The sequence below is a fragment of the Streptomyces sp. NPDC059852 genome (assembly GCF_042731455.1).
In the GTDB taxonomy this organism is placed as follows: Bacteria; Actinomycetota; Actinomycetes; order Streptomycetales; family Streptomycetaceae; genus Streptomyces.
In genome coordinates this window covers 92474-115122 of record NZ_JBHWJK010000006.1, presented here as the reverse complement: position 1 = coordinate 115122, position 22649 = coordinate 92474, and the positions used below count along the sequence as shown (strand labels likewise).

The 22649-nt window shown below is 72.8% G+C and carries 17 protein-coding genes; 9 read left to right on the top strand and 8 right to left on the bottom strand.

The genetic code is table 11. From position 1 onward, the window contains the following. Positions 1-130: 130 nt before the first annotated feature. From ACFV46_RS10065 to ACFV46_RS10050, 4 genes are all read right to left on the bottom strand, one after another. Positions 131-5020: a DNA repair ATPase gene (locus tag ACFV46_RS10065; RefSeq protein ID WP_385497715.1), complete on the bottom strand. Its 4890-nt coding sequence runs from the start codon at positions 5018-5020 to the stop codon at positions 131-133. 96 nt (positions 5021-5116) lie between these two features. Beyond that, positions 5117-7150, bottom strand: coding sequence for a flotillin family protein (locus ACFV46_RS10060; RefSeq protein WP_361927101.1), 2034 nt, complete (start codon positions 7148-7150; stop codon positions 5117-5119). Between the two features lie 89 nt (positions 7151-7239). Continuing rightward, on the bottom strand, positions 7240-7677 hold the full coding sequence (locus ACFV46_RS10055; protein ID WP_385497714.1) for a hypothetical protein: 438 nt from the start codon (positions 7675-7677) through the stop codon (positions 7240-7242). Between the two features lie 270 nt (positions 7678-7947). Next, positions 7948-9312, bottom strand: coding sequence for a diacylglycerol kinase family protein (locus ACFV46_RS10050; RefSeq protein ID WP_361927107.1), 1365 nt, complete (start codon positions 9310-9312; stop codon positions 7948-7950). Positions 9313-9440: 128 nt separating this feature from the next. Here ACFV46_RS10050 and ACFV46_RS10045 point away from each other — a divergent pair, with 128 nt between their 5' ends. After that, on the top strand, positions 9441-9977 hold the full coding sequence (locus tag ACFV46_RS10045) for a hypothetical protein (RefSeq protein WP_361927110.1): 537 nt from the start codon (positions 9441-9443) through the stop codon (positions 9975-9977). Here the strand turns inward: ACFV46_RS10045 and ACFV46_RS10040 are convergent. The 3 genes from ACFV46_RS10040 to ACFV46_RS10030 all read right to left on the bottom strand — a co-directional run bounded on the left by ACFV46_RS10040 (position 9967) and on the right by ACFV46_RS10030 (position 13069). Then, positions 9967-11127, bottom strand: coding sequence for a serine hydrolase domain-containing protein (locus ACFV46_RS10040; RefSeq protein ID WP_361927113.1), 1161 nt, complete (start codon positions 11125-11127; stop codon positions 9967-9969). The two genes, ACFV46_RS10045 and ACFV46_RS10040, sit on opposite strands and share 11 nt — an antisense overlap. Before the next feature lie 164 nt (positions 11128-11291). Further along, a complete protein-coding gene (locus ACFV46_RS10035; protein WP_385497713.1) occupies positions 11292-11990 on the bottom strand; it encodes a glycerophosphodiester phosphodiesterase in 699 nt (232 codons plus the stop codon). Positions 11991-12007: 17 nt separating this feature from the next. Further along, on the bottom strand, positions 12008-13069 hold the full coding sequence (locus ACFV46_RS10030; protein WP_361927118.1) for an adenosine deaminase: 1062 nt from the start codon (positions 13067-13069) through the stop codon (positions 12008-12010). 155 nt (positions 13070-13224) lie between these two features. Between ACFV46_RS10030 and ACFV46_RS10025 the strand changes: the two genes are divergently transcribed. After that, on the top strand, positions 13225-13986 hold the full coding sequence (locus ACFV46_RS10025; RefSeq protein ID WP_385497712.1) for a DUF4190 domain-containing protein: 762 nt from the start codon (positions 13225-13227) through the stop codon (positions 13984-13986). 27 nt (positions 13987-14013) lie between these two features. Here ACFV46_RS10025 and ACFV46_RS10020 read toward each other — a convergent pair whose 3' ends face one another. After that, positions 14014-14583, bottom strand: coding sequence for an NADAR family protein (locus ACFV46_RS10020; protein ID WP_385497711.1), 570 nt, complete (start codon positions 14581-14583; stop codon positions 14014-14016). Between the two features lie 198 nt (positions 14584-14781). On the opposite strand from ACFV46_RS10020, the gene ACFV46_RS10015 reads away from it, so the two are divergent. The 7 genes from ACFV46_RS10015 to ACFV46_RS09985 all read left to right on the top strand — a co-directional run bounded on the left by ACFV46_RS10015 (position 14782) and on the right by ACFV46_RS09985 (position 22561). Next, positions 14782-16317 carry a gamma-aminobutyraldehyde dehydrogenase gene (locus tag ACFV46_RS10015; protein ID WP_361927126.1) on the top strand — a complete coding sequence of 512 codons (1536 nt, stop codon included), beginning with the start codon at positions 14782-14784 and terminating at the stop codon, positions 16315-16317. Positions 16318-16366: 49 nt separating this feature from the next. Then, positions 16367-17614 carry a spermidine/putrescine ABC transporter substrate-binding protein gene (locus tag ACFV46_RS10010; RefSeq protein WP_385497710.1) on the top strand — a complete coding sequence of 416 codons (1248 nt, stop codon included), beginning with the start codon at positions 16367-16369 and terminating at the stop codon, positions 17612-17614. A gap of 4 nt (positions 17615-17618) precedes the next feature. Further along, positions 17619-18788, top strand: coding sequence for an ABC transporter ATP-binding protein (locus ACFV46_RS10005; protein ID WP_361927132.1), 1170 nt, complete (start codon positions 17619-17621; stop codon positions 18786-18788). Beyond that, positions 18788-19723, top strand: a complete 936-nt coding sequence (locus tag ACFV46_RS10000) for an ABC transporter permease (RefSeq protein ID WP_283285724.1) — start codon at positions 18788-18790, stop codon at positions 19721-19723. The genes ACFV46_RS10005 and ACFV46_RS10000 overlap by 1 nt, the downstream gene beginning before the upstream one ends. Further along, positions 19723-20523 carry an ABC transporter permease gene (locus tag ACFV46_RS09995; RefSeq protein ID WP_361927137.1) on the top strand — a complete coding sequence of 267 codons (801 nt, stop codon included), beginning with the start codon at positions 19723-19725 and terminating at the stop codon, positions 20521-20523. The genes ACFV46_RS10000 and ACFV46_RS09995 overlap by 1 nt, the downstream gene beginning before the upstream one ends. 22 nt (positions 20524-20545) lie before the next feature. Next, positions 20546-21973 (top strand): NAD(P)/FAD-dependent oxidoreductase, encoded by a 1428-nt coding sequence (locus ACFV46_RS09990; protein ID WP_376727342.1) that lies wholly within the window; start codon positions 20546-20548, stop codon positions 21971-21973. A 126-nt stretch (positions 21974-22099) separates the two neighbouring features. Further along, positions 22100-22561 (top strand): hypothetical protein, encoded by a 462-nt coding sequence (locus ACFV46_RS09985; protein WP_361927143.1) that lies wholly within the window; start codon positions 22100-22102, stop codon positions 22559-22561. Positions 22562-22649 lie beyond the last annotated feature (88 nt).

Genomic DNA, 22649 nt, shown 5'->3' with positions numbered 1-22649 from the left:
GGCCCGGGGCCGCTCCGCGTCCCCGCGGGACAGGCGTCCGCTCATACCTGCACGGTCGGTGCGTGGTCCGCCGCGGCGCCGTCGTGGCTGGTCGCGGAGTTGCCCGCGCTCCTGGGGGTCCGGCCTGGCGTCAGGTCTGTGGGGCGGGCCCGGTCCCGGCCGCCGGGCGGGTCAGCAGGTGGCGGGGGTCGGCGGCGCGGGTGATGGCCGACTCGACGGCGGCGACGCGGTCGGCGAGCAGGCCGAGTGCCGCCACCGCCCGGGTGAGCTGGTCGTCCTCGGGACCGCCCAGGGCCTGGGTGCGGACGTACGCCGCCTTCACCTCCGCCCAGCGGGCGGCCTGCGTGGCGGTGAGCGTGCCGCGCAGCTCCGCCAGCTTCAGCAGGTTCGCCTCGGCGTCGGAGGTGAGCGTCTGCGCCTCGGCGCGGTAGTGGTCGTCGATCAGCGCGGCGAGCTCCGCGTCGTTCATAACCGGCTGGACACGCTGGGCGATCTTGTTCATGTTCCGGTACGAGCCCTGGAGGCGGAACGGCGGTTCCGTACGGGTGGCGTCGCACCGCGCGGCGGACGCGATGTACGCGTCGTTCACCGCGAGCACGGTCGTCCGCACCGTCAGCAGATGGCGCAGCACGGCGAGGATCCGCTCCAGCTCGGCGGGCGGGTACGGGTGGGCCAGCCGGTCCGGACGGGCCGTCGGGTCGCCCTCGGCCAGCCGGACGAGCAGGTCCAGGTCGGCCCGGTCCCGGCCGGCGAGCGGGGCCAGGACGGAGTTGGCGGTGAGCGCGTTCTCGAGGAAGCTCAGCGCGAAGACCTGCTCCTTGCCGGTGAGGACGTCGCCGAGGTTCCACACGTCGGCGCGGTTGGCGAGCATGTCGGGGACGTGGAAGCGTCCGCCGGACTCGGTGTACGGGTTGCCGGCCATGCAGACCGCGAACCGCTTGCCGCGCAGGTCGTAGGTGCGCGGCTCGCCCTCGTGGACGCCGTCGATGCGGCGGGTGGCGTCGCACAGCGGGATGAACTTCTGCAGCAGCTCCGACGAGGTGTGCTGGATGTCGTCCAGGTACAGCAGGGTGTTGTTGCCCGCCGCCAGCGCGAAGTTGATCTTCTCGACCTCCTGGCGGGCGGTCGCGTTCGGCGCCTCGGCGGGGTCCAGCGAGGTCACGTCCCGGCCCAGCGCGGGCCCGCCGACCTTGACCAGCATCAGTCCCAGCCGGTCCGCGACGTACTCGACGAGGGTCGTCTTGCCGTAGCCGGGCGGGGACAGGAGCAGCAGCAGACCGCCGGTGTCGGTCCGCTTGGTCTCGCCCGTGGTGCCGAGCTGCCGGGCGAGGCTGTCGCCGACGAGCGGGAGGTACACCTCGTCGACGAGCCGGTTGCGCACGAACGCCGGCATCACGCGCGGCCGGTGCTCGTCCAGCTGCAGCCGGGCCCGCTCCGCCGCCGTCACGGCGGTGCGGCGGCGCAGCTGGGCGCGGTGGGCCGGGACCTCGTGCGCGGCGAAGTCCCGGGTGCGGGTGAGGAACTCGTCGACGCGGACCGTGAGCCGGCCCCCGGTGATCCGGGGGTGGGTGCCGAGCAGGCCCTCCACCGTCGCGGTCAGGGGCGCGTCCCCCGCGTAGCGGGGGAGGTCCGGGCACAGCTCGGCGGCCACGGCCTCCGCCAGGTCCCCGGCGGTGACCTCCGTGCCGGTGGAGGCGGTGTACGCGGACAGCCACGCCTCGACCAGCTGGCGGCGGGCGGCCGGGCCGGTGAGCGCGGCGAGGTCGTCGTCGTAGGCGGACGTGCCGACCGTGCGGCGGAACTTCTCCAGCAGGGTGCGGGCGCCCGCGCTCAGGGCGAACCCGTCCGGGCCGCGGGTCAGTTCGTCGAAGAGGTAGTCCGCGGCGGCCTGCGCGCCGTCGCCGCCGATCGCCTCCGCCAGCTCGCGGCGCAGGTCGGCGATGGCCGGGGCCGGCCCGAACGTGTCGCGGGCGCGGGCCAGCGACACCGCGCGCCGGGCCCAGTCCGCGCGGACCCCGTCCGTCGTGCCGTGCGCCCAGAACAGCTGGGCCCGCGCCCGGGCGGACGGCTCGTGGCGCAGCGGGCCCGCGCTCTCGTACAGGCCGAGCAGCGCGGTGAGGATCAGCACCGTGTCGTGGTCGTGGACGCCGGGCTCGTACCCCTCGTCGTACGCCTCCCGGGCCGCCCGGCCCACGAGGTCCGGCAGGTCCGCCCCGGCCAGGGCCTCGGCGCCGTGCGTGTCCAGCAGCCGCGCGGCCAGGTGCTCGGCGCGGTAGACGTCCGGCGACTCCGACGGCAGCGGCCGGTCCCAGTACGCGCGGCCCGCCATGAGCTCGGGGTCGGTCACCGGGGTGCGGTGGTCGGTGCCGGTGACGGCGAAGGCGAGGCCGTCGCCGTCCGGGACCAGGGCGAGGTCGAGCGGCTGGGTGTGGACGGCGAAGCGGTGGGCGCCCAGGCGCAGGGTGCGACCGCCGTCCGCATACAGGTCGGTACGGTCCCGCAGCGCGCGGCCGGCCTCCTGGTGTGCGGCCTTCAGCCGTCCGTCCAGCTCCTCCGCGCGGACCCGGTCGCCCAGCTCGCGCAGCTCACCGGCGATGCGCCGGACCTTGCCGGGCATCGGGTCGGAGGCGAAGAAGGCGGCGACGGCGTCCGCGTCGGGCAGCGCGGCGGCCCGCCGGGCGACGGTCCGCAGCACCCGCTCCGCCGAGGCGGCCAGCCGCTCGGCGCGGCGGGCCCGCTCGTCGGCGAGGGCCTGCCTGCGGGCCGTGAACGCCTCGTGGATCTCGTCGCGCCGGTCGGCGAGCGCGCCGAGGAAGTCGTCGAACTCGGCGTATCGCGACTCCAGGTTCTCCACCTGCACCAGCAGCCGGGCCAGGTGCTCCTCGCACGCCTCGGGCGTCCCGGCGGCCGCGAGCGCGCCGGTCACCGTCTGCCCGAGCAGCGCGAACTCGGCGGCGAACTCGGCACGCCCCTCCTGGTCGAGGAGGTCGCGGCGGCGCCCGTCCAGGACGGCACGGGCGCGGTTGACGCCGCCGGCGACCTCGGCGATCCGCCCCAGGACGGCCGTACGGACCGTGGCGTCGGCGATGTCGAGACCGGCGACGACCTCCGTCACCGTCTCCAGGCCCTCGGCGAGCTCGTCGACCCGGGCGGCGACCGGTCCCGCCTCGGCGACGGTCGCGATGCCCGCGGCGTCCGCGAGGAGCCCGTCCACCCGCTCGTGGTGGGCGGCGAACGCGTCCTCGCGGGCCAGGTCGGCGACCGCGCGGCGGCCGAACGCGGCGAGGTCGGACGCCACGTCCGCGGCGAGCTCGTCGATCCGGTCCGTGTCGGCGTACCGCAGATCCTTCAGCGTGAGCAGATGCCCCTGGGCCCGGCGCAGTTCGGCGAGCCCGGACACCCAGGCGCCGGCGCCCCGCGGCGCCTCGCCGCGCAACCGCCGTACGACCGCCGCGACCCGGTCGGCGGCCTCGGTGAGCGCCCCGGCGGCCTGCCGGGTCAGCGCCCGCACCGTGCGGAACTCGGTGAGCACCTGCTCGGCGGTCGCCCGCACCTGCCCCAACGGCTCGCCAAGGCAGCCGAGTTCGTCCTCGTCCAGCCAGTGGTAGGCGTCGGCCGTCCGGACGCAGGCCGCCGTCAGCGCCTCGTACACCTCGACGGTCGGGGTGGTCTCGGCGACGGCCGCGGCGATCGACAGGCAGTCGGAGACGCCGCGCACCAGATCGGCGTTGCCGACCCGGGCCAGCGGACCGGCGCCCACGGGCTGCGCCGCGGCGTGCACGTCGGAGACGTACGGGGAGTCCCACAGCTGGACGGGGTGGACGCGCCCCGGCTCGGCGCCCTCGGCGCGCAGCAGGACCAGCCCGCCGTCGCCGAACAGGGCCCAGCCGCCGCACGACAGCGGCGTCGACACCTCCTTGCGGATCACGTTGTACGGCAGCAGCAGACCGCGGCCCGTCTCCCGCGCGTGGAACGTGAACAGCACGTCCTCCCCGTTGGGGGAGCGGACCGTCCGTTCGAACTCCAGGGACGCCCCGTCCTCCGCGCCCGCGGCCCCCTCGAAGATCTTGTACGCGCCGCTCGTCAGGCAGTACCCGCCCGGGAACACGATGCCCTGGTCCTCGGGGAGCCGGCGGCACGCCTGCCCGATCCCGTCGAGACGGACGACGGCCCTGGTCAGCGTGTTGAACACCAGGTACCGGTGGGCGGTCTCGTTGTAGGGGCGCACGCGCAGCAGGATCAGGGCGCCGACCCGGGCGTAGGCGATCTCGGCGTCCGCGAGGGACTGCAGCGGTTCGTCGACGGGCTCGGCGTACACGCCCTCGCCGGTCTCCGTGTCGTCCTCGGTCTTGACGGTGAGGGCACCGCCGACGGTCGCCACGAACAGCTCGTCCTCGACGGAGACGTGCGGGTGCCGGCCGAGCCGGTGGTCCTCGCGGGTGGCCGGCGTCCACGTGAAGTCGTGGGCCGGGGGCAGTACATGGTCGCGGTCGCCGCGCGCGTCGAGGAAGGACACCTCGCCGCTGCCGGACACCGCCCAGCGCAGCACCCGGATGTCGTCCGCCTTCTCCCCGGTCTGGAAGACGGCCAGCAGCCGGCCCTCCACGTGCCGCAGCCGCAGCAGCCGGGCCTGCCGGTAGTAGCGGTGCAGCGCCCCGAACTCACGAAGGAAGGCGGGGTCGTCGAGGAGGCCCGGAACGGCGTCCTCGGGCAGCCGGTTCAGGTCGCGGTCGTGCAGCGCGAAGACGTCGCCGACGGCCGGCTCGGTGCCCGCGTCCGCCGGAAGGCCGTGACCGAACAGCAGGACGTCCCCGACGGCCACGAGATCGCGGGGCACACACGCGTGCTCGGTGTGCAGCCGTGCGGTGCCGGCGAGTTCGAGGCGGACCGCGCCGAACTCCTCGGCCCGGCGGGCGTTCAGCGCCTCGGCGCGCCGGGCGAGCTCGGCGGCCTGCGCGGTGAGCCGGTCCCGCAGCACCTCGTAGGTGCCGGTGTCCAGGCTCGTCGTCCCGGTGGTCATGGGATCCCTCTCGTACGTCGTGGAGGTCTCGGCGGACGGCGAGGACGCGGTCCGGAGCCGCCGTCCCCTGCGCGGCGGCTCCGGACCGGGTGCCGGTCAGCCCCTGGCGCTGCCGTTCAGGGAGGCGAGGGGGGTCTCCGCGAGACCCAGTTCGCCCGCCCTGTCCAGCAGTTGCTGGAGCTGCCCGGTGTTCGCGGTGTCCGTCTTCATGAGCTTCATCAGCAGCGCGGACACGGTCAGGTTCTGCACGTCCGCCGTGGAGACGGACCCGAGAACCTGGGTGAGGTCGTCGCCGAGGTCCCGCGTGCCGTCCAGCCAGGGCCGGCCGAGCGCCTGCGCCGTCTCGGAGTGCTGGACGAACCCGTCCACGCCCTTGCCGAGCGCGATGGAAGACACCAGACGGTCGAAGAAGACCGACTCCCCGCCGACGATGTCGATGTCGGCGTTCTCGAGTCCCGTCGCGAGCACCGTGGCCTGGGCCTCGGCGACCTGCCGCTGCACCTCCAGGCCGGCCAGGCGGATGTCCTTCTCCGCCTCCAGGCGCAGCCGGTACTCCTCGTGGCCCCGGGAGGCGTCGTCCAGCGCGGCCATCGCCGCCGCCTTCTCCGTGAGCCCGGCGGCCTCGGCCTTCAGCTTCTCGCCGACGCCCTGCGCCTCGGCCAGCGCCTTCGCCCGCGCTCCCTCGGCCTCCGCCCGCATCCGGGCCTCGGTGGCCTCGGCCTCCGCGCGGCCCGCCTTCTCGATGACCTCGGCCTCCTTGTCGCGGACCTGCACCGAGGCCAGCCCTTCGGCGGCGGCCTCGGCCTGGACCGCCTCGGCGAGCCGGAGCTTGGCCCGCGCGTCCAGGTCGGCGCTCTTCAACCGCGCCTCGGCCAGCGTCAGTTCCTCGGCCGCGCGGTGCACGGCGGCCTGCTCGGCGGCCTCGGCGGCCTTGATGTCCTTGACCAGCCGCTCCTGCGCCTCGGCCTCGGCGGCGATGATCACGGACTGCCGGTCGCGCTCCGCCTCCTCGACGGCCCGCAGCCGCTTGATGGCCTCCTCCTGCTCGGCGACCGTCCGGTCCACGGCGACCCGCTCGCGGATCACCTCGGCGATCTGCCGCTTCTCCGCCTCGACCTCCTTGTCGGCGGCGATCCGGGTCAGCTGCGTCTCCCGCTCCCGGGCGATGACCTCCAGCAGGCGGTCCTTCTCGATGCGCTCGCTCTCGACGGCGATGACCCGCTCACGGTTCTTGGCGGCGACGGCGACCTCGCGGGCCTGGTTCTCCCGCTGCACCCCGAGCTGCTCCTCGGTCTTGAGGAAGGCGGCCTGGGCCCGCAGCCGCTCCTCCTCCACCACCCGCGCCGTCTCGGCCTCCTCGCGCGCCCGTACGGTCTCGATCTCCCGGCGCTGCTTGATCTCGGCGTCGGCCTGCCGGCGCTCCAGCTCCAGGATGGCCTCGCGGGCGTCGACGTTCTGCCGGGTGATCTCCTTCTGCTCGGTGCGCTGCGCCTCGTTGGTGCGCACGTGCTCCACGGCCGTCAGCTCGGTGATCTTGCGGATGCCCTGGGCGTCGAGGACGTTGGCGGGGTCGAGCTGGGTGAGCGGCGTCTGCTCCAGGTAGTCGATCGCCGCGTCCTCCAGGTGGTAGCCGTTCAGATCGACGCCGATGACCTCGATGATCCGGTACCGCAGCTCCTCGCGCTTGGTGTAGAGGTCGGTGAAGTCCAGCTGCTTGCCGACGGTCTTCAGCGCCTCGGAGAACTTGGCGTGGAACAGCTCCTGGAGCGTGTCGCGGTCGCTGGCGCGGGCCGTGCCGACGGCCTGGGCGACCTTGACGACGTCCTCGACGGTCTTGTTGACCTTGACGAAGAACGTGATCCGGATGTCCGCGCGGATGTTGTCGCGGCAGATCAGCCCTTCCTTGCCGGCCCGGGTGATCTCGATGGTCTTCACCGAGATGTCCATGACCTCGGCCTTGTGCAGCACGGGCAGCACGACCTGCCCGGTGAAGGTCACGTCGACCTTGCGCATCTTGGAGACGATCAGGGCCTTGCCCTGCTCCACCTTGCGGAACAGCCGGGCGACGACCAGTACCACCAGCAGGCAGGCGACGACGAGCGCGCCGGTGCCGACGATCATGGGAACCATGACATACGTCCTTCGGGCGTAGGTGTGCGGGGAGAAACAGGCGTGGGTGAGCGGGGGCGCGGGCGCCGGGCCCCCGGGGTCGGCGCGGCTCAGGCGGCGCGGTCCCCCGCGCGGAGGACGGGGCCGCCCGTGCGGACCGCGCGACGCGCGGCCGGGCCGGGTTCGTCGGGGAAGAGGCGGTGCAGCCGCCGGACGAGAAGGCGGGTCGCGGACCGGGCCACGACGAGGGCGGCGACCGGGAGGACCAGCCGCAGCAGCGGGCCGGCGGCGCCCCCGGCGGGCGTGAGCGCGGCGAGCGGCACGGCCGCCCCGACGCTCAGGGACCAGGCGAGGACCGTCAGCAGTGACAGCGCGACCGTCACGGGCACGCCGTCCAGGCCCCACCGGCGCAGATCGACGTCCGCGTCGAAGCTGCGGACGACGGCCAGACCGGCGGCGGCCAGGAGCCAGAAGCAGACGGCCACGACGAGGGCCGCGCTCAGGACGAGGGTGGGCAGGCCCGTGGCGGCTGTCAGAACCGTGCGCATCTGCGGGCCCCCTCTCCCCTCGGCGCCGCGCAGAGCGGCGCATGTCGTCCGGAGGGCACGGCACGGCAGCGGTGCGGCGCCGGGACACCTGCCGGTGTCCGGCACCGCGACCGTCCGTGGTGCTCCCCGCGGGCCATGCTGCCGGACGCGGGTACGGTGTCGCATTGCCGGTTTACGGCAATGTTCATCCGCTCCTGGGTGCCGGACGCCGTCCCGGAGGAGTCACCGGAAGGCCGGAAGGGAACGTTCCGGCGAGGTCACCCGGCGAGGTCACCCGGAGGGGTGCCCGTGATGGTGCCGGTGATGGACGGCGGTGCGGCCCACCGTCGCCGCCAGCCGGCCCAGCCGGCGCCAGTCCAGACGGGCCTTGCGGCGGGGGACACCCGGGCGTCCGCGCGGCACGCGCACCCGCAGCGCACCCGGCGCGACCCGGCAGCGCACCGGGGCGGGCAGCAACAGCGCCTCACCGTCGACACCGGCCTCGATCTCGGGGCGGTCGGCGTCCACCACCACCTCCCGCGCGGTGACGAAGGTGAGGCCGTGCGGCCCCGGCGTCAGCAGCAGGGCGGCGGCCTGGGCGGCGCTGTCCACCCGGATGCCGAGGACACCGAGCACCCCGCCGTCGAGGCGGTCGCGGTAGCCGACGCCGAACGGGTCGTCGGTGCGGTAGACGTTGTTGCTGATCAGCACGGCCTGCGGGGCCTCGAGCGTGGTGGCCCCGGCGCGGGCGGTGAGCCGCGGGCCCTCCTCGCCGAGGAGCAGGTCGGGCAGCAGCTCCAGACTGGTGCCGATCTTGGCCTCCCGGTAGCCGGGGTTCTGCACGATGGCCGCGTACGCCCCGAAGGACGCGTTGTTCACGAAGGGGCGGTCGCCGGCGAAGCCGAGGTCCACGCGCAGCTCCACACCGTCGGTGAGCGCGTCGAGGCAGGTGGAGGGGTCGTCCCGGTCCAGGCCGAGGTCCATGGCGAAGTGGTTGCGGGTGCCGGCGCTGATCACCAGGAACGGCAGGCCGTGCTCGGCGGCGACCGCCGCGACCAGCGCCTGTGTGCCGTCGCCGCCCGCGACCCCCAGCAGGTCGGCCCCGTCCGCGACGGCCTCGCGGGCCAGGGCGGTGACGTCCTGGTGCCGCTCGGGGTCGAGGAGGACGACCTGGGCACCGAGCCGCTCGGCCTTCTCCTTCAGCCCGAAGCGGCCCACCTTCCCGTCGCCCGAGAGGGGGTTCATGATCAGGAAGGGCCGCCGTACGGGCAGCGCCCTGCGCTCGCGCATCACGTGCTTCCGCGAGGGCGCCGTGCTGCCGAGGGCGTACCGCCCGCTCCAGACGGCCACCGCCCACAGGGCCACCGACACCAGCAGGGACCACAGGAGGGTGACCGCGAACAGGGCGACGAGTGCGGCCGGAACGAGCAGCGCCACCAGGGCCGCGACCCAGCGCAGGGGGCCGCGCAGGGTCAGCGTCCACCACAGCGCGACCGCGCTGACGGCCAGGCCGACCGCCGCGGCGACCAGGAGCAGGACGCCGACGAAGCCGCCGTGGACCAGCGGCACGAGCAGGGCGAGCCCGGCGGCGACCAGTGCGGCACGGGCAGCCCACCGCTGCTTCACCAAGGCGCGCCCGCTCACGTCGAGGGCCATCGTTCCTCCGTTCGCCCCGTGCACATCGTAGGACCGGTCTGTCTACGGATGCTCGCCCTGGACGCGCCGAACCCCGCCGGGCCGGAACCCGCTTTTGAACATGTTCAACTCGGGCGTAGGCTACGGTCATGAGCGACAGAGCCGCCCTGCTCAAGGGCATCCGCGTGTGGTTGGCCGTCTTCGTCGTCTGCCTGGTGCTCAGTGGCGCCACGGCTTTTCCCCTCGTCCACGAGCTGCGCTGGACGGAGGACCTGCTGCGGGCCCTGTCCGTCCAGGAGAGCCTGCCCGGCCTGACGGAGTGGATCGCACGCGTCCGGCAGGGACTCGACACCGCCGACGCCGAACACCCGTTCCTCCTCTACGGCACGGACTGGCTGGCCTTCGCCCACCTCGTCATCGCGGTCGCCTTCTACGGCCCCTACCGCGACCCGGTCCGCAACATCTGGGTCGTCGAGTTCGGCATGATCGCCTGCGCCGGCATCATCCCGCTCGCCCTGATCTGCGGCCCCATCCGCGGCATCCCGCTGTGGTGGTCGGTGATCGACATGTCGTTCGGCGTCGTCGGGGTGATCCCGCTGTACGTGGTGCGCCGCAGGATCAAGCGGCTGGAGGCACTGGCGGGGGCACCCGTCGCCGGGGCCCCCGCCGCCGTCGTCAGCGGTTGAACGCGGGGAAGGCGAAGCGCTGGGCGATGGCCAGGCCGTCGCCCTTCGCGTCGGTGGAGGCGACCGAGTACACGACGGTCCGCGACAGGTCGCGGGTGGCCGCGACCACGGTGTGATAGCCGGGCCGCGAGCCCGTCTTGCCCCAGACCACCTTGCCGTTCAGCTCGAAGCGCTCCAAGGCGGCCCCCATGGTGGCCCCCTCGACGTCCGGAACGGTGAACATCTCCTTCAGCTGCGGCTCGGGCACCACTCGGCCGCGGAACAGGGCGACCAGCAGCCGCTCCATGTCGGCCGTCGTGGAGATCAGATCGCCGGCCGCGAACCGGTCGCTCATGTTCCACTCGGTCACGTCGACGAGCCGTCCGTCGATCCAGTCGTAGCCGCGGTTGTGCGGGCCGTGGATACGGGGGTCGGGTCCGGCCGGGAAGGACGTGTGCCGCATGCCGAGCGGCCGGAAGATCCGCACGGCCGCCTGATGGGCGTACGAGTCACCGGTGACCTTCTCGATGAGCAGACCCAGCACGGTGTAGTGGATGTTGCCGTACCGCTGGAACTCGCCCGGCGCGTGCTCCGGATCGGGACCCTTGGCCACCGACGCGGCCACCACCTCCCGCGGGGTCAGCGTCTCGAAGCGGTGCGCGTAGCCGGTGTCGACGTCGTCGCCGAGGGAGGCGCCCGGCTGGAGACCGCTGGTGAAGTTCAGCAACTGCCGTACGGTGATGGGCGCGAAGTCGTCCGTGAGCAGACCGGGCAGATAGTGCTGCACGGTGCCGTCGAGCGAGATCCGGCCCTCCGCCGCCAGTTGCAGCACGATCGCCGCCGTGACGATCTTCGTCGTGGACCCGGCCCGGAACCGGGCGTCCTCCAGGGCGGGCGCCCCCGACCCGATGTCCCGCACGCCCGCCGCCCCGTGCCAACTGCCCTGCCCGCCGACGCGGATGAGGGCTGCCGTGGCGTCCCGGTCGGGCAGCCCCTCGAGGGCCGCGCACAGGGCCGCGACATCGGGGCCGTCCGGGTCGGCGGCCTCGATCGCCCGTGCGGAGCACGACGAGGGGGCGGGCCGGGCGGACGCGGTGCCGGCCAGCGGCAGCGCGGTCAGGGCGAGGGCGAGCGCGGAGGTGACGAGCGCGGGGAACGGGCGTACGGGCATCTGCTGCTCCTGGGTGACGAGTCGGACCGGGCGTCCGGCGGACGGTGCGTGATCATCGTCGTGCCGGACCGGCCGGAGCCGGATCGTCACCGAGGAGGGGCGGGACCCTGACCGGGCCCCCAGCAAATCCTGTGTGTCGCAAGGGCGTTGATGAGGGATGGCCCCTACGGGTGCCGGCCGGAGCGTTCCCGCTCGGACACCAGGACGTCCACGCGGTTCGTCGTCACCGAGTCCACGCCCGCGTCCAGCAGCCGGCGCATCGACCGCCGGGTGTCCGGGGTCCACGCGGACAGCAGATACCCGCCCCGGTGGACCCGCTCGGCGAGCGCCCGATCCACCAGGGTGAAGCGGTAGTTGAGCCAGCGCGGCCGGACCGCGTCCAGCAGACCGGCGCGCGGAGGCGCCTTCGTCGTCCAGGTCAGCGCGATCTCGGCGGCCGGGTCGGCGGCGCGCACCGCGAGCATCGCGGGGGCGCCCGCGCAGTAGTACACCCGGTCCTGCGCGCCGCACGCGTGCACGACCTCCACGATCCGCCGGACCGCCCGTGGCTCGGGGGCGCCGGGCAGGTCGATCATCACCCGGCTCCCCTCGCACGCGGCGAGCGCCTCCTCCAGGGCCGGCACCCCGCCCTCGGTCAGCCCCCGCACCTCCGCCGCCGACAGGGACTTCAGCGGCCGGTCCTGCCCCCAGAGCCGGTCCAGCGTCGCGTCGTGCAGCAGCACCGGCACCCCGTCCCGGGTGAGCCGTACGTCGATCTCCACCGCGTCCGCGCCCAGGGCGAGCGCGGAGCGCAGCGAGCCGAGCGTGTTCTCGCGGACGCGGTAGGGGTCGCCGCGGTGGGCGACGGCGGTCACATGGTCCATGGGGCCATTGTGGCCGCTCAGGGCGCGAGCCACCCGGCCGTGTAGGTGTCGATCTCCGCGGCGATCCGGGCCTTGCCCGCCTCGTCCAGGAACGACGCGGTCACGGCGTTCTTCGCCAGGTCGGCCAGCCCTCGCTCGTCGAGGCCGAGGAGACGGGCGGCGACGGCGTACTCGTTGTCGAGGTCCGTGCCGAACATCGGCGGGTCGTCGGAGTTGACGGTGACGAGCACCCCCGCCTCCACGAACCGCGCCAGCGGGTGCTCCTCGATCGTGCGCACCGCGCGCGTGGCGATGTTGGACGTCGGGCACACCTCCAGCGGGATCCGGTGCTCGGCGAGGTGCGCGAGCAGCTTCGGGTCCTGCGCGGCGCTCGTGCCGTGCCCGATGCGCTCGGCGCGCAGCTCGGTGAGCGCGTCCCAGATCGTCTGCGGGCCGGTGGTCTCCCCGGCGTGCGGCACGGAGTGCAGCCCGGCCGCGATCGCCCGGTCGAAGTACGGCTTGAACTGCGGCCTCGGCACGCCGATCTCCGGGCCGCCGAGCCCGAAGGAGACCAGGCCCTCGGGGCGCAGCCGGTCGTCGGTCGCGAGCCGCGCGGTCTCCTCCGCGGACTCCAGTCCGGCCTCGCCGGGGATGTCGAAGCACCAGCGCAGCACGGTCCCGAACTCGGCCTCGGCCTCCTTGCGGGCGTCCTCGATGGCCTCCATGAAGGCCCGCTCGTCGATGCCGCGCCGGGTGGAGGAGAACGGCGTGATCGTCAGCTCGGCGTAGCGCACCTGCTGCCGGGCCAGGTCGCGGGCCACCTCGTAGGTCAGCAGCCGCACGTCCTCGGGGGTGCGGATGAGGTCCACGACGGACAGGTACACGTCGATGAAGTGGGCGAAGTCGGTGAACGTGAAGTAGTCGACCAGCGCCTCGGGATCGGTGGGCACCCGGGAGTCGGGGTGCCGGGCGGCGAGTTCCGCGACGATGCGGGGGGAGGCGGAGCCGACGTGGTGGACGTGCAGTTCGGCCTTCGGCAGCCCGGCGATGAACGCGTGCAGATCGCGCGGAGCGTGGGCGTCGACGAGATGGTCGGTCAAGGTTCCTCCCCGGAACGGCGTCCGCGCGGCCGGGGTGCCGGCGGCGCGACGCGGGTGATCGGCTGATCGGTGACTCGGGATCATCGTAGGCCGGGGCCGTGACCGGCAGGCCCGGGCCTTAGCATGACGGCACGTACGACTGAGGGGGTCCGCGCATGTCCGACGACACGCAGCCGCCGGGGGCGCCGGAAGGCCCCGGGGCGCCCGAGGACGGGGCCGCGGCTCCGAGGACCTCGCTGGAGAAGACACCGAGCCCCGCCGCGCCCGCCACGGACGAGCGGGACCCGTGGGCGCCGCCCGCGCCGGACGGACCCGGGCACACCGTCGCCGCGAACGAGCCGCCGGCCTGGGCCGGTCCCACCGTCCACGACCAGCGGACGATGGCCGCCCTGCCCACGCCGGGCGGCCCCGGGCAGCCGGGCGCGACGCCCTGGGCGCACCCCGCGGCACCGGGCCCCGCCGCCGACCCGTTCGCACCCCCGGCGGACACGGGCCCCTACGGCTCGTACGGCGAGCCCGTCCCGCCGCCGCCCATCGGCCCCGAGGGGCCCGGCCAGGTGCCGTACGGCTATCCGGGCACCCCCGGGCATCCCGGCACCCCCGGTTATCCGGGCGGCGCCCACGCACCCGGCGGCTACTCCTACGGCTGGCCCGGGATGCACCACCCCCTGCCCAGCAACGGCATGGGGACGACCGGACTGGTGCTCGGCATCGTCTCGGCGGTGATCTTCTGCCTGTGGCCGATCGCCATCATCCTGGGTGTGCTGGCGCTGATCTTCGGTGCGATCGGGCGCGGCAAGGCGCGGCGCGGCGAGGCCACGAACCCGGGGCAGGCGCTCGCCGGGATCATCTGCGGGGTCGCGGGCATCGTCCTCGGCGTGGGCATCCTGGCGATCACGGTCTTCGCGAACCTGTAGCCACCCGGCGCCGCGAGGCGGGCCCCTCTACGCGGTGTCGGCGGAGCCCCGCAGCCGCTCCCGTGCCTCCATCAGGGCGAACCCGAGCAGGTTCGGGCCCTTCCAGCGCTGCGGGTCGGAGGCGCCCTGGTCGGTCGCGGCCAGTCCTATGCCCCACACGCGGTCCAGCGGGCTGGCCTCCACCAGGACCCGGTCGCCAGTGCCGAGCAGGAAGGCGCGCAGATCGGGGTACGCGGCGAACTTGTGCACGGAGCCCTCGACGACGACGCGGAACCGCTCACGCGCCCACACCGCGTCGTCGAACCCGCGCACCAGCCGGCCGGCCTTCTTCGCCTCGCCCGGGTGCTCCGCGGCCAACGCCCGCCGCTCCGCCTCCGTGTCCCCGAAGAGCCGGGCCTTGCCGGCCATCATCCAGTGCTCGGCCGTCGCGTACCGCACGCCGTCCACCGTGAACGGCGACGGCCACCACTGGCTGAGACAGCTCGCTCCGACACGTCCGTCCGGGAGCGGGCGGTGTCCCCAGAAGTGGAGATACTTGACCCTCGCCCCCGAGCGGACCTCCTGTTTCAGGACATCCCAAGAATCGATCTTCGCCATGGGCCCGAGTCTGGCACGCACCACCGACAACCCGTCCTCGGTTTTCCGTGCCGACTCGACACCTGGTCGACAGATTCCGTCGCGTAACCAAATGGCAACAACGGAATCACTTGTTGGAGTCCACCCGCTCTGTCAGGATCGGCACTCAAATCGAGCCTGAGCCACGCCGGCCCCACTCCGGGGCACGGAGGGAGCGACATGCACAACCCGGGCAACCCGACCCCGGAACGATTCCCGGCCCAGGACCGCTTCGCCGACGGCGCCCAGTTCATCGCGGGCCGGTTGACGAAGGGGACCTCGGGGCGCACCCACGCCGTGGTCGACCCCGCCACGGGCGAGGAGGTGTACACCTACGACCTGGCCGGAACCGACGACGTCGACGCCGCCGTAGCCGCGGCACGCGCCGCCTTCCCCGGCTGGTCGGGTGCCACCCCGGCCGAGCGGTCCGACGCCCTGCACCGCTTCGCCGCCGTCCTCGCCGAGCGCGCCGAGGACTTCGCCCGCGCGGAGTCCCTCCAGTGCGGCAAGCCGCTGAAGCTCACCCGTGAGTTCGACGTGCCGGGCACGATCGACAACACCGCCTTCTTCGCGGGCGCCGCCCGCCACCTCCAGGGCCAGTCGGCGGGGGAGTACTCCGGCGACCACACCTCGTACGTCCGGCGTGAGCCCATCGGTGTCGTCGGCTCGATCGCCCCCTGGAACTACCCGCTGCAGATGGCCGCCTGGAAGATCCTCCCCGCGATCGCGGCGGGCAACACGATCGTCCTCAAGCCGGCCGAGCTGACCCCGCTCACCTCCCTGCTGTTCGCGCGGGCCGCCACCGACGCCGGCATCCCCGACGGTGTGATCAACATCGTCACCGGCACCGGCAAGGAGGCCGGCGAGCACCTGGTCGGGCACCCCGACGTCGCCATGACCTCCTTCACCGGGTCCACCGCCGTCGGCCGGCGCGTCGCCGAGATCGCCACCGCCACCGTCAAGCGGATCCACCTGGAGCTCGGCGGCAAGGCCCCCTTCCTCGTCTTCGACGACGCCGACCTCGAGGCCGCAGCGCACGGCGCCGTCGCGGGCTCGCTCATCAACACCGGGCAGGACTGCACGGCCGCCACCCGCGCGTATGTGCAGCGCCCCCTGTACGAGGCGTTCGTCGAGCGCACCGCCGCGCTGATGGAGAGCGTCCGCCTCGGCGACCCCTTCGCCCCCGGCACCGACCTCGGCCCGCTGATCTCGCACACCCAGCGCGACCGGGTGGCCGGGTTCGTCGACCGGGCGCGCGGCTACGCGCGCGTCGTCACCGGCGGCGAGGCCCCACAGGGGGAGCTCGGAAACGGCGCGTACTATCGCCCCACCCTCGTCGCCGACGCCCCGCAGGACAGCGAGGTCGTGCAGTCCGAGATCTTCGGGCCGGTGCTGGTCGTCCTCCCCTTCGACACGGACGACGAGGGCATCGCGCTGGCCAACGACACCCCGTACGGCCTCGCCGCCTCCGCCTGGAGCCGTGACGTCTACCGGGCCAACCGCGCCACCCGCGAGATCAAGGCGGGCTGCGTGTGGGTGAACGACCACATCCCGATCATCAGCGAGATGCCGCACGGCGGCTACAAGGCGTCCGGCTTCGGCAAGGACATGTCCGCGTACTCCTTCGAGGAGTACACCCAGATCAAGCACGTCATGTTCGACAACACCGCGGTCGCCGCGAAGGACTGGCACCGCACCGTCTTCGGGGACCGATAGCAGCCAGGCCGCCCGACCCGCGGCCACCTCCCGAAAGGGCACCACGCGCATGGAGCAGTACGAGCCCGACCGCCTCTCCCCGCCGCAACTGGCCGCCATGCGGCGCAGCCTGAGCAACGGCCGGGCCGCCATGACCCGCCGCAGCCTGCTGCGCGCCTCCGCGGGCGGCGCGCTCGCGGTCGGCGGACTCGGGGCACTGACCGGCTGCGGCATCCCCGCGGCCGGCGACACCGAGGGCGGCGTCTCGGCCGAGGACCACTCGGCGAAGGAGAAGACCGTCAGCTTCTCCAACTGGACCGAGTACATGGACACCGACGACAGCGGGCGCGAACACCCGACGCTGGACGCGTTCACGAAACGCACCGGCATCAAGGTGAAGTACACCGAGGACATCAACGACAACACCGAGTTCTTCGGCAAGATCAAGCCGCAGCTCGCCGCGGGCCAGGACACCGGCCGCGACATCATCGTCCTCACCGACTGGCTGGCCGCCCGCCTGATCCGCCTCGGCTGGGTGCAGAAGCTGGACGCGTCCAACCTGCCGCACGCCTTCGCCAACGTGGCGTCGTCGTACCGCAGCCCCGACTGGGACCCGGGCCGCGCCTACTCCTACCCCTGGCAGGGCATCGCGACCGTCATCGCCTACAACAAGAAGGCGCTCGACGGCGTCGAGGTGAAGAGCCTGTCCGACATGCTCGACAACCCGAAGCTCAAGGGCCGGGTCGGGCTGCTCACCGAGATGCGCGACACCATGGGCATGGCGCTGCTCGACATGGACAAGGACCCGCGCGGCTTCACCGCCGACGACTACGACGCCGCGCTCGCCCGGCTCCAGAAGTGCGTCGACAAGGGCCAGATCCGCCGCTTCACCGGCAACGACTACACCTCGGACCTGAGCAAGGGCGACCTCGCCGCCTGTGTCGCCTGGGCCGGTGACGTCGTCCAGCTGAAGGCCGACAACCCGGACATCGACTTCGTCATCCCGGACAGCGGCTACATGCTCTCCAGCGACAACATGCTGATCCCCAACAAGGCGCGGCACAAGACGAACGCGGAACGGCTGATCGACTACTACTTCGAGCCGCGGCCGGCCGCCGAGCTCGCCGCGTACATCAACTTCGTCTGTCCCGTCGACGGGGTCAAGGACGAGCTCGCGAAGCTCGATGAGGACGCGGCGAACAACCCGCTGATCCTCCCCGACAAGGCCATGCAGGCCAAGTCCCGTGCCTTCCGCTCGCTCAGCAGCAAGGAAGACACGGAGTTCGAAGGCAAGTTCGCGAAGCTCACTGGGGCGTGACGAGATGAAGACCACCAAGGACACCACCACGGCCGCCGCGCACGGCGGCGACGTCCGCCTCTCCGGCATCAGCAAGACCTACGGCTCCTTCACGGCCGTCCACCCGCTCGACCTGACCGTGCCCGAGGGCTCCTTCTTCGCCCTGCTCGGCGCCTCGGGCTGCGGCAAGACCACCACCCTGCGCATGATCGCCGGCCTGGAGGAGCCCTCCGCGGGCACCGTCCACCTCGGCGACCAGGACGTGACCGCCCTCCCGCCGTACAAGCGGCCGGTGAACACGGTCTTCCAGTCCTACGCCCTCTTCCCGCACCTCGACATCTTCGAGAACGTCGCCTTCGGTCTACGCAGGCGCGGCATCAAGAGCGTGAAGAAGCAGGTCGACGAGATGCTCGACCTCGTGCAGCTCGGCGAGCAGGCCCGCAAGAAGCCGCACCAGCTCTCCGGCGGCCAGCAGCAGCGCGTGGCCGTCGCCCGGGCCCTGATCAACCACCCCAAGGTGCTCCTCCTCGACGAGCCCCTCGGCGCCCTCGACCTGAAGCTGCGCCGTCAGATGCAGCTGGAGCTCAAGCGCATCCAGACCGAGGTCGGCATCACCTTCGTGCACGTCACGCACGACCAGGAGGAGGCCATGACCATGGCCGACCAGGTCGCCGTGATGAACGCCGGACGCGTCGAGCAGCTGGGCTCCCCGGCCGACCTGTACGAGAACCCCCGCACCACCTTCGTCGCCAACTTCCTCGGCTCCTCCAACTTCATCGAGGCCGAGATCGACTCCCGCGCCGGCGACGGCCTGGTCCTCAAGGCCGGCGGCGGCAAGCTGGTCCTCCCCGAGGCCCGCTGCTCCGCGCCGACGGCGACCGGCGGCAAGGTGCTGGTCGGCGTGCGCCCCGAGAAGATCTCCGTCACCCACGCCGACGAGGCCGGCGAGATACCCGAGGGACGCAACCGCATCACCGGCCGGATCGCCGACTCCTCCTTCATCGGCGTCTCCACGCAGTACGTCGTCGACAGCCCCGTCTGCCCCGAGTTCGAGGTCTACGCCCAGAACATCGACCGCGACCCGCGGCTCGTGCCCGGCGCCGAGGTCGTCCTGCACTGGAACCCGGCGCACACCTTCGGGCTCGACGCCACCCAGGACATCGACGCCGGCACCGAGGAAGAGGCGGCGGTCTGATGGCGACCCTCACCGAGGCGCCCCCGCCTCTCACCCCCGCCGCCCCCGAGAAGAAGGCGAAGCCGCCGCGCCGGCGCGGCCGTCTCGTCCCGTACTGGCTGCTGCTCCCCGGCATCCTGTGGCTGCTGGTCTTCTTCGCGCTGCCGATGGTCTACCAGGCCTCCACGTCCGTGCAGACGGGCTCCCTGGAGGAGGGCTACAAGGTCACCTGGCACTTCGCGACGTACTGGGACGCCCTGTCCGAGTACTACCCGCAGTTCCTGCGGTCGGTGCTCTACGCCGGTTCCGCGACGATCCTGTGCCTGCTCCTCGGTTATCCGCTCGCGTACCTCATCGCGTTCCGGGCGGGCCGCTGGCGGAACCTGATCATGATCCTGGTGATCGCGCCGTTCTTCACCAGCTTCCTGATCCGCACCCTCGCCTGGAAGACGATCCTCGCCGACGGCGGCCCGGTCGTCGACGCCCTCAACACGCTGCACGTCCTCGACGTGACGAGCTGGCTCGGCATGACCCAGGGCGACCGGGTGCTGGCCACCCCGCTCGCGGTCGTGTGCGGTCTGACGTACAACTTCCTGCCGTTCATGATCCTGCCGCTGTACACCTCGCTGGAGCGGATCGACCCGCGGCTGCACGAGGCGGCGAACGACCTGTACGCCCGGCCGGTCACCACCTTCCGCAGGGTCACCTTCCCGCTGTCGATGCCCGGTGTCGTCTCCGGCACCCTGCTGACCTTCATCCCGGCCACCGGCGACTACGTCAACGCCGACCTGCTCGGCTCCACGGACACCCGGATGGTCGGCAACGTCATCCAGTCGCAGTTCCTGCGCATCCTGGACTACCCGACGGCCGCGGCCCTCTCCTTCATCCTGATGGCCGCCATCCTCGTCATGGTGACCGTCTACATCCGCAGGTCCGGAACGGAGGATCTGGTCTGATGGCCGTCGTCAACTGGCTCAAGCGGCACGTCGTCGTCATCGCGGGACTGGTCACGCTCGCCTACCTCCTGCTGCCGAACGTCGTCGTGACGGTGTTCTCCTTCAACCGCCCCAAGGGCCGCTTCAACTACGAGTGGCAGGAGTTCTCCACGGACGCCTGGCGCGACCCGTGCGGCGTCTCCGGCCTGTGCGGCTCGCTGTCCGTCAGCCTCCAGATCGCCTTCTGGGCGACCCTCGGCGCCACCCTCCTCGGCACGCTGATCGCCTTCGCGCTGGTCCGCTACCGGTTCCGGGCGCGCGGGGCGATCAACTCGCTGATCTTCCTGCCGATGGCGATGCCCGAGGTCGTCATGGCGGCCTCGCTGCTCACCCTGTTCCTCAACATGGGCGCGCAGCTGGGCTTCTGGACGATCCTGATCGCCCACATCATGTTCTGCCTCAGCTTCGTCGTGACGGCGGTCAAGGCGCGCGTGATGTCGATGGACCCGCGCCTGGAGCAGGCCGCGCAGGATCTCTACGCCGGTCCCGTGCAGACGTTCCTGCGGGTGACCCTGCCGATCGCGGCGCCGGGCATCGCAGCCGGCGCGCTGCTCGCCTTCGCGCTGTCGTTCGACGACTTCATCATCACCAACTTCAACGCCGGCTCCACCGTCACCTTCCCGATGTTCGTCTGGGGCTCGGCACAGCGCGGAACGCCCGTTCAGATCAATGTCATCGGCACGGCCATGTTCGTCATCGCCGTTCTCCTCGTCCTGGTCTCCATGGCCGTCGGGAACCGCCGCAAGAAGCAGAAGGCATAGACCCCTGTAGGGAGTTGACATCATGGCCCCGAGCGCCATGAGTTCTGGCAGTCACTGGACGAAGTCCCTCTCCGACGCCCAGCCGGTCCCGTACTGGCTGGACGACCCCGGCCGCCCCCGCCCCGAGCCCGCCCTCACGACCGCCGAGACCTGCGACCTGCTGGTCGTCGGCGGCGGGTACAGCGGGCTGTGGACCGCGCTGCTCGCCAAGGAGCGCGACCCCGGGCGGGACGTGGTCCTGGTCGAGGGCCGCGAGGTGGGCTGGGCCGCCTCCGGCCGCAACGGCGGCTTCTGCGCCGCCTCCCTCACCCACGGCACGGCCAACGGGCTCGCCCGCTGGCCGCGGGAGATCCACCAGTTGGAGCGGCTGGGCGCCCGCAACCTCGACGAGATCGAGCGCGCGGTCGCCCGGTACTCCCTGGACTGCGACTTCGAGCGCACCGGTGAGATCGACGTCGCCACCGAGGCGTACCAGGCGGAGGAACTGCGCTCCTGGTACGACGAACTGCGCGACCGGGGCCTGGCCGAGGGCATCGAGTTCCTCGACGCCGACGCGGTGCGGGCGCAGGTCGACTCGCCGACCTTCCGGGCCGGCCTGCACGACCGCCGGGGGGTCGCCATGCTCCATCCGGCCAAGCTGGTCTGGGGCCTCAAGCGCGCCTGCAAGGAGCTCGGCGTCCGCGTCCACGAGCACACCCCGGCCCTGGACCTGAAGCCGTACGGCGCCGGCATGGCCGTCCGCACGCCCTACGGGCGGATCCGCGCCCGCCGGGTCGCGCTCGGCACCAACATCTTCCCGAACCTGGTCCGCCGGGTCCGCCCCTACACCGTCCCGGTCTACGACTACGCCCTGATGACCGAGCCCCTCACCGCGGACCAGCTCGCGTCGATCGGCTGGAAGAACCGCCAGGGCCTCGGGGACTCGGCGAACCAGTTCCACTACTTCCGGCTCTCCGCCGACAACCGCGTCCTGTGGGGCGGCTACGACGCCGTCTACCCGTACGGCGGCCGGGTGCGCTCCGAGTACGACGACCGCCCGGAGACGTACGCCAAGCTGGCCGGGCACTTCTTCACCTGCTTCCCGCAGCTGGAGGGCCTGCGCTTCACGCACGCCTGGGGCGGCGCGATCGACACCTGCTCGCGCTTCTCGGCGTTCTTCGGCACCGCCCACCAGGGCAAGGTGGCCTACGCGGCGGGCTACACGGGCCTCGGTGTGGGCGCGACCCGGTTCGGCGCCGACGTGATGCTGGACCTGCTGGCGGGGGAGCGCACCGAGCGCACGGAGCTGGAGATGGTGCGCAGGAAGCCGCTGCCGTTCCCGCCGGAGCCGTTCGCCTGGACCGGTATCGCGCTCACCAAGTGGTCGCTGGCCCGTGCGGACACGCACGGAGGGCGGCGCAACCTGTGGCTGCGGACGATGGACCGGCTGGGCCTCGGCTTCGACAGCTGACGCCCGACGACCCGGTGTGCGCCACATCACCCGAACGGGGTGCGGAAACCGCGTAATGCCCGCCGACGACCTCCCTCTCCCTCGTGACGCGATCGGGCGTCCACGACGAAGAGGGAGGTCATCGTCATGACAGGGGCCAAGACGGCGGTGGAATGGCTGGCATCGGTCGCACCGGATCCCGAGGGCTGCCGCTGGGAGTGGGAGCGCAATCCGCTCGGGGTGGCGCTGCTGCCGGCCGGGCGGGCCTGGGACGTGCTCATCCTCCCGGCCGAGCTGGGCTATCCCACGCTCGACGTGCTCACCCGCATCCTCGACCGGCCGGGCCCGGTCCTGGTCGACTTCGGCGATGCGCGCATGGGGTTCTTCGTGCCGCCGGGCACCGCCGCGCGCTGGCTCGGCACCGGCATCCGCACCGCCGGGGCGGGCACCTGGATCGTCGTGCCGTATCCGGGGCGGGCGTCGGGCGGAGTGCGCTGGCTGGTGCCGCCGGACGGCGGCGGCACCCTCACCGACCCGTCCCTGCTCGAACTGGCCATGCACGAGGCGGCGGCAGGGCTCGCCCGCCGGGACACGGAGGCGGAAGGCTAGCCGCGACACGCGACACCCCTTGACACGGCGGATTGGTCTGGACCAAGTTGGGGGCGGCTCCCTCCTCCAACTCCCCCTTGCCCGGAGG

Excerpts from the sequence above, each read along its gene's own strand:
- ACFV46_RS10065 (WP_385497715.1), bottom strand. The coding sequence starts at position 5,020 with ATGACCACCGGGACGACGAGCCTGGACACCGGCACCTACGAGGTGCTG.
- ACFV46_RS10060 (WP_361927101.1), bottom strand. The coding sequence starts at position 7,150 with ATGGTTCCCATGATCGTCGGCACCGGCGCGCTCGTCGTCGCCTGCCTG.
- ACFV46_RS10055 (WP_385497714.1), bottom strand. The coding sequence starts at position 7,677 with ATGCGCACGGTTCTGACAGCCGCCACGGGCCTGCCCACCCTCGTCCTG.
- ACFV46_RS10050 (WP_361927107.1), bottom strand. The coding sequence starts at position 9,312 with ATGGCCCTCGACGTGAGCGGGCGCGCCTTGGTGAAGCAGCGGTGGGCT.
- ACFV46_RS10045 (WP_361927110.1), top strand. The coding sequence starts at position 9,441 with ATGAGCGACAGAGCCGCCCTGCTCAAGGGCATCCGCGTGTGGTTGGCC.
- ACFV46_RS10040 (WP_361927113.1), bottom strand. The coding sequence starts at position 11,127 with ATGCCCGTACGCCCGTTCCCCGCGCTCGTCACCTCCGCGCTCGCCCTC.
- ACFV46_RS10035 (WP_385497713.1), bottom strand. The coding sequence starts at position 11,990 with ATGGACCATGTGACCGCCGTCGCCCACCGCGGCGACCCCTACCGCGTC.
- ACFV46_RS10025 (WP_385497712.1), top strand. The coding sequence starts at position 13,225 with ATGTCCGACGACACGCAGCCGCCGGGGGCGCCGGAAGGCCCCGGGGCG.
- ACFV46_RS10020 (WP_385497711.1), bottom strand. The coding sequence starts at position 14,583 with ATGGCGAAGATCGATTCTTGGGATGTCCTGAAACAGGAGGTCCGCTCG.
- ACFV46_RS10015 (WP_361927126.1), top strand. The coding sequence starts at position 14,782 with ATGCACAACCCGGGCAACCCGACCCCGGAACGATTCCCGGCCCAGGAC.
- ACFV46_RS10010 (WP_385497710.1), top strand. The coding sequence starts at position 16,367 with ATGGAGCAGTACGAGCCCGACCGCCTCTCCCCGCCGCAACTGGCCGCC.
- ACFV46_RS10005 (WP_361927132.1), top strand. The coding sequence starts at position 17,619 with ATGAAGACCACCAAGGACACCACCACGGCCGCCGCGCACGGCGGCGAC.
- ACFV46_RS10000 (WP_283285724.1), top strand. The coding sequence starts at position 18,788 with ATGGCGACCCTCACCGAGGCGCCCCCGCCTCTCACCCCCGCCGCCCCC.
- ACFV46_RS09995 (WP_361927137.1), top strand. The coding sequence starts at position 19,723 with ATGGCCGTCGTCAACTGGCTCAAGCGGCACGTCGTCGTCATCGCGGGA.
- ACFV46_RS09990 (WP_376727342.1), top strand. The coding sequence starts at position 20,546 with ATGGCCCCGAGCGCCATGAGTTCTGGCAGTCACTGGACGAAGTCCCTC.
- ACFV46_RS09985 (WP_361927143.1), top strand. The coding sequence starts at position 22,100 with ATGACAGGGGCCAAGACGGCGGTGGAATGGCTGGCATCGGTCGCACCG.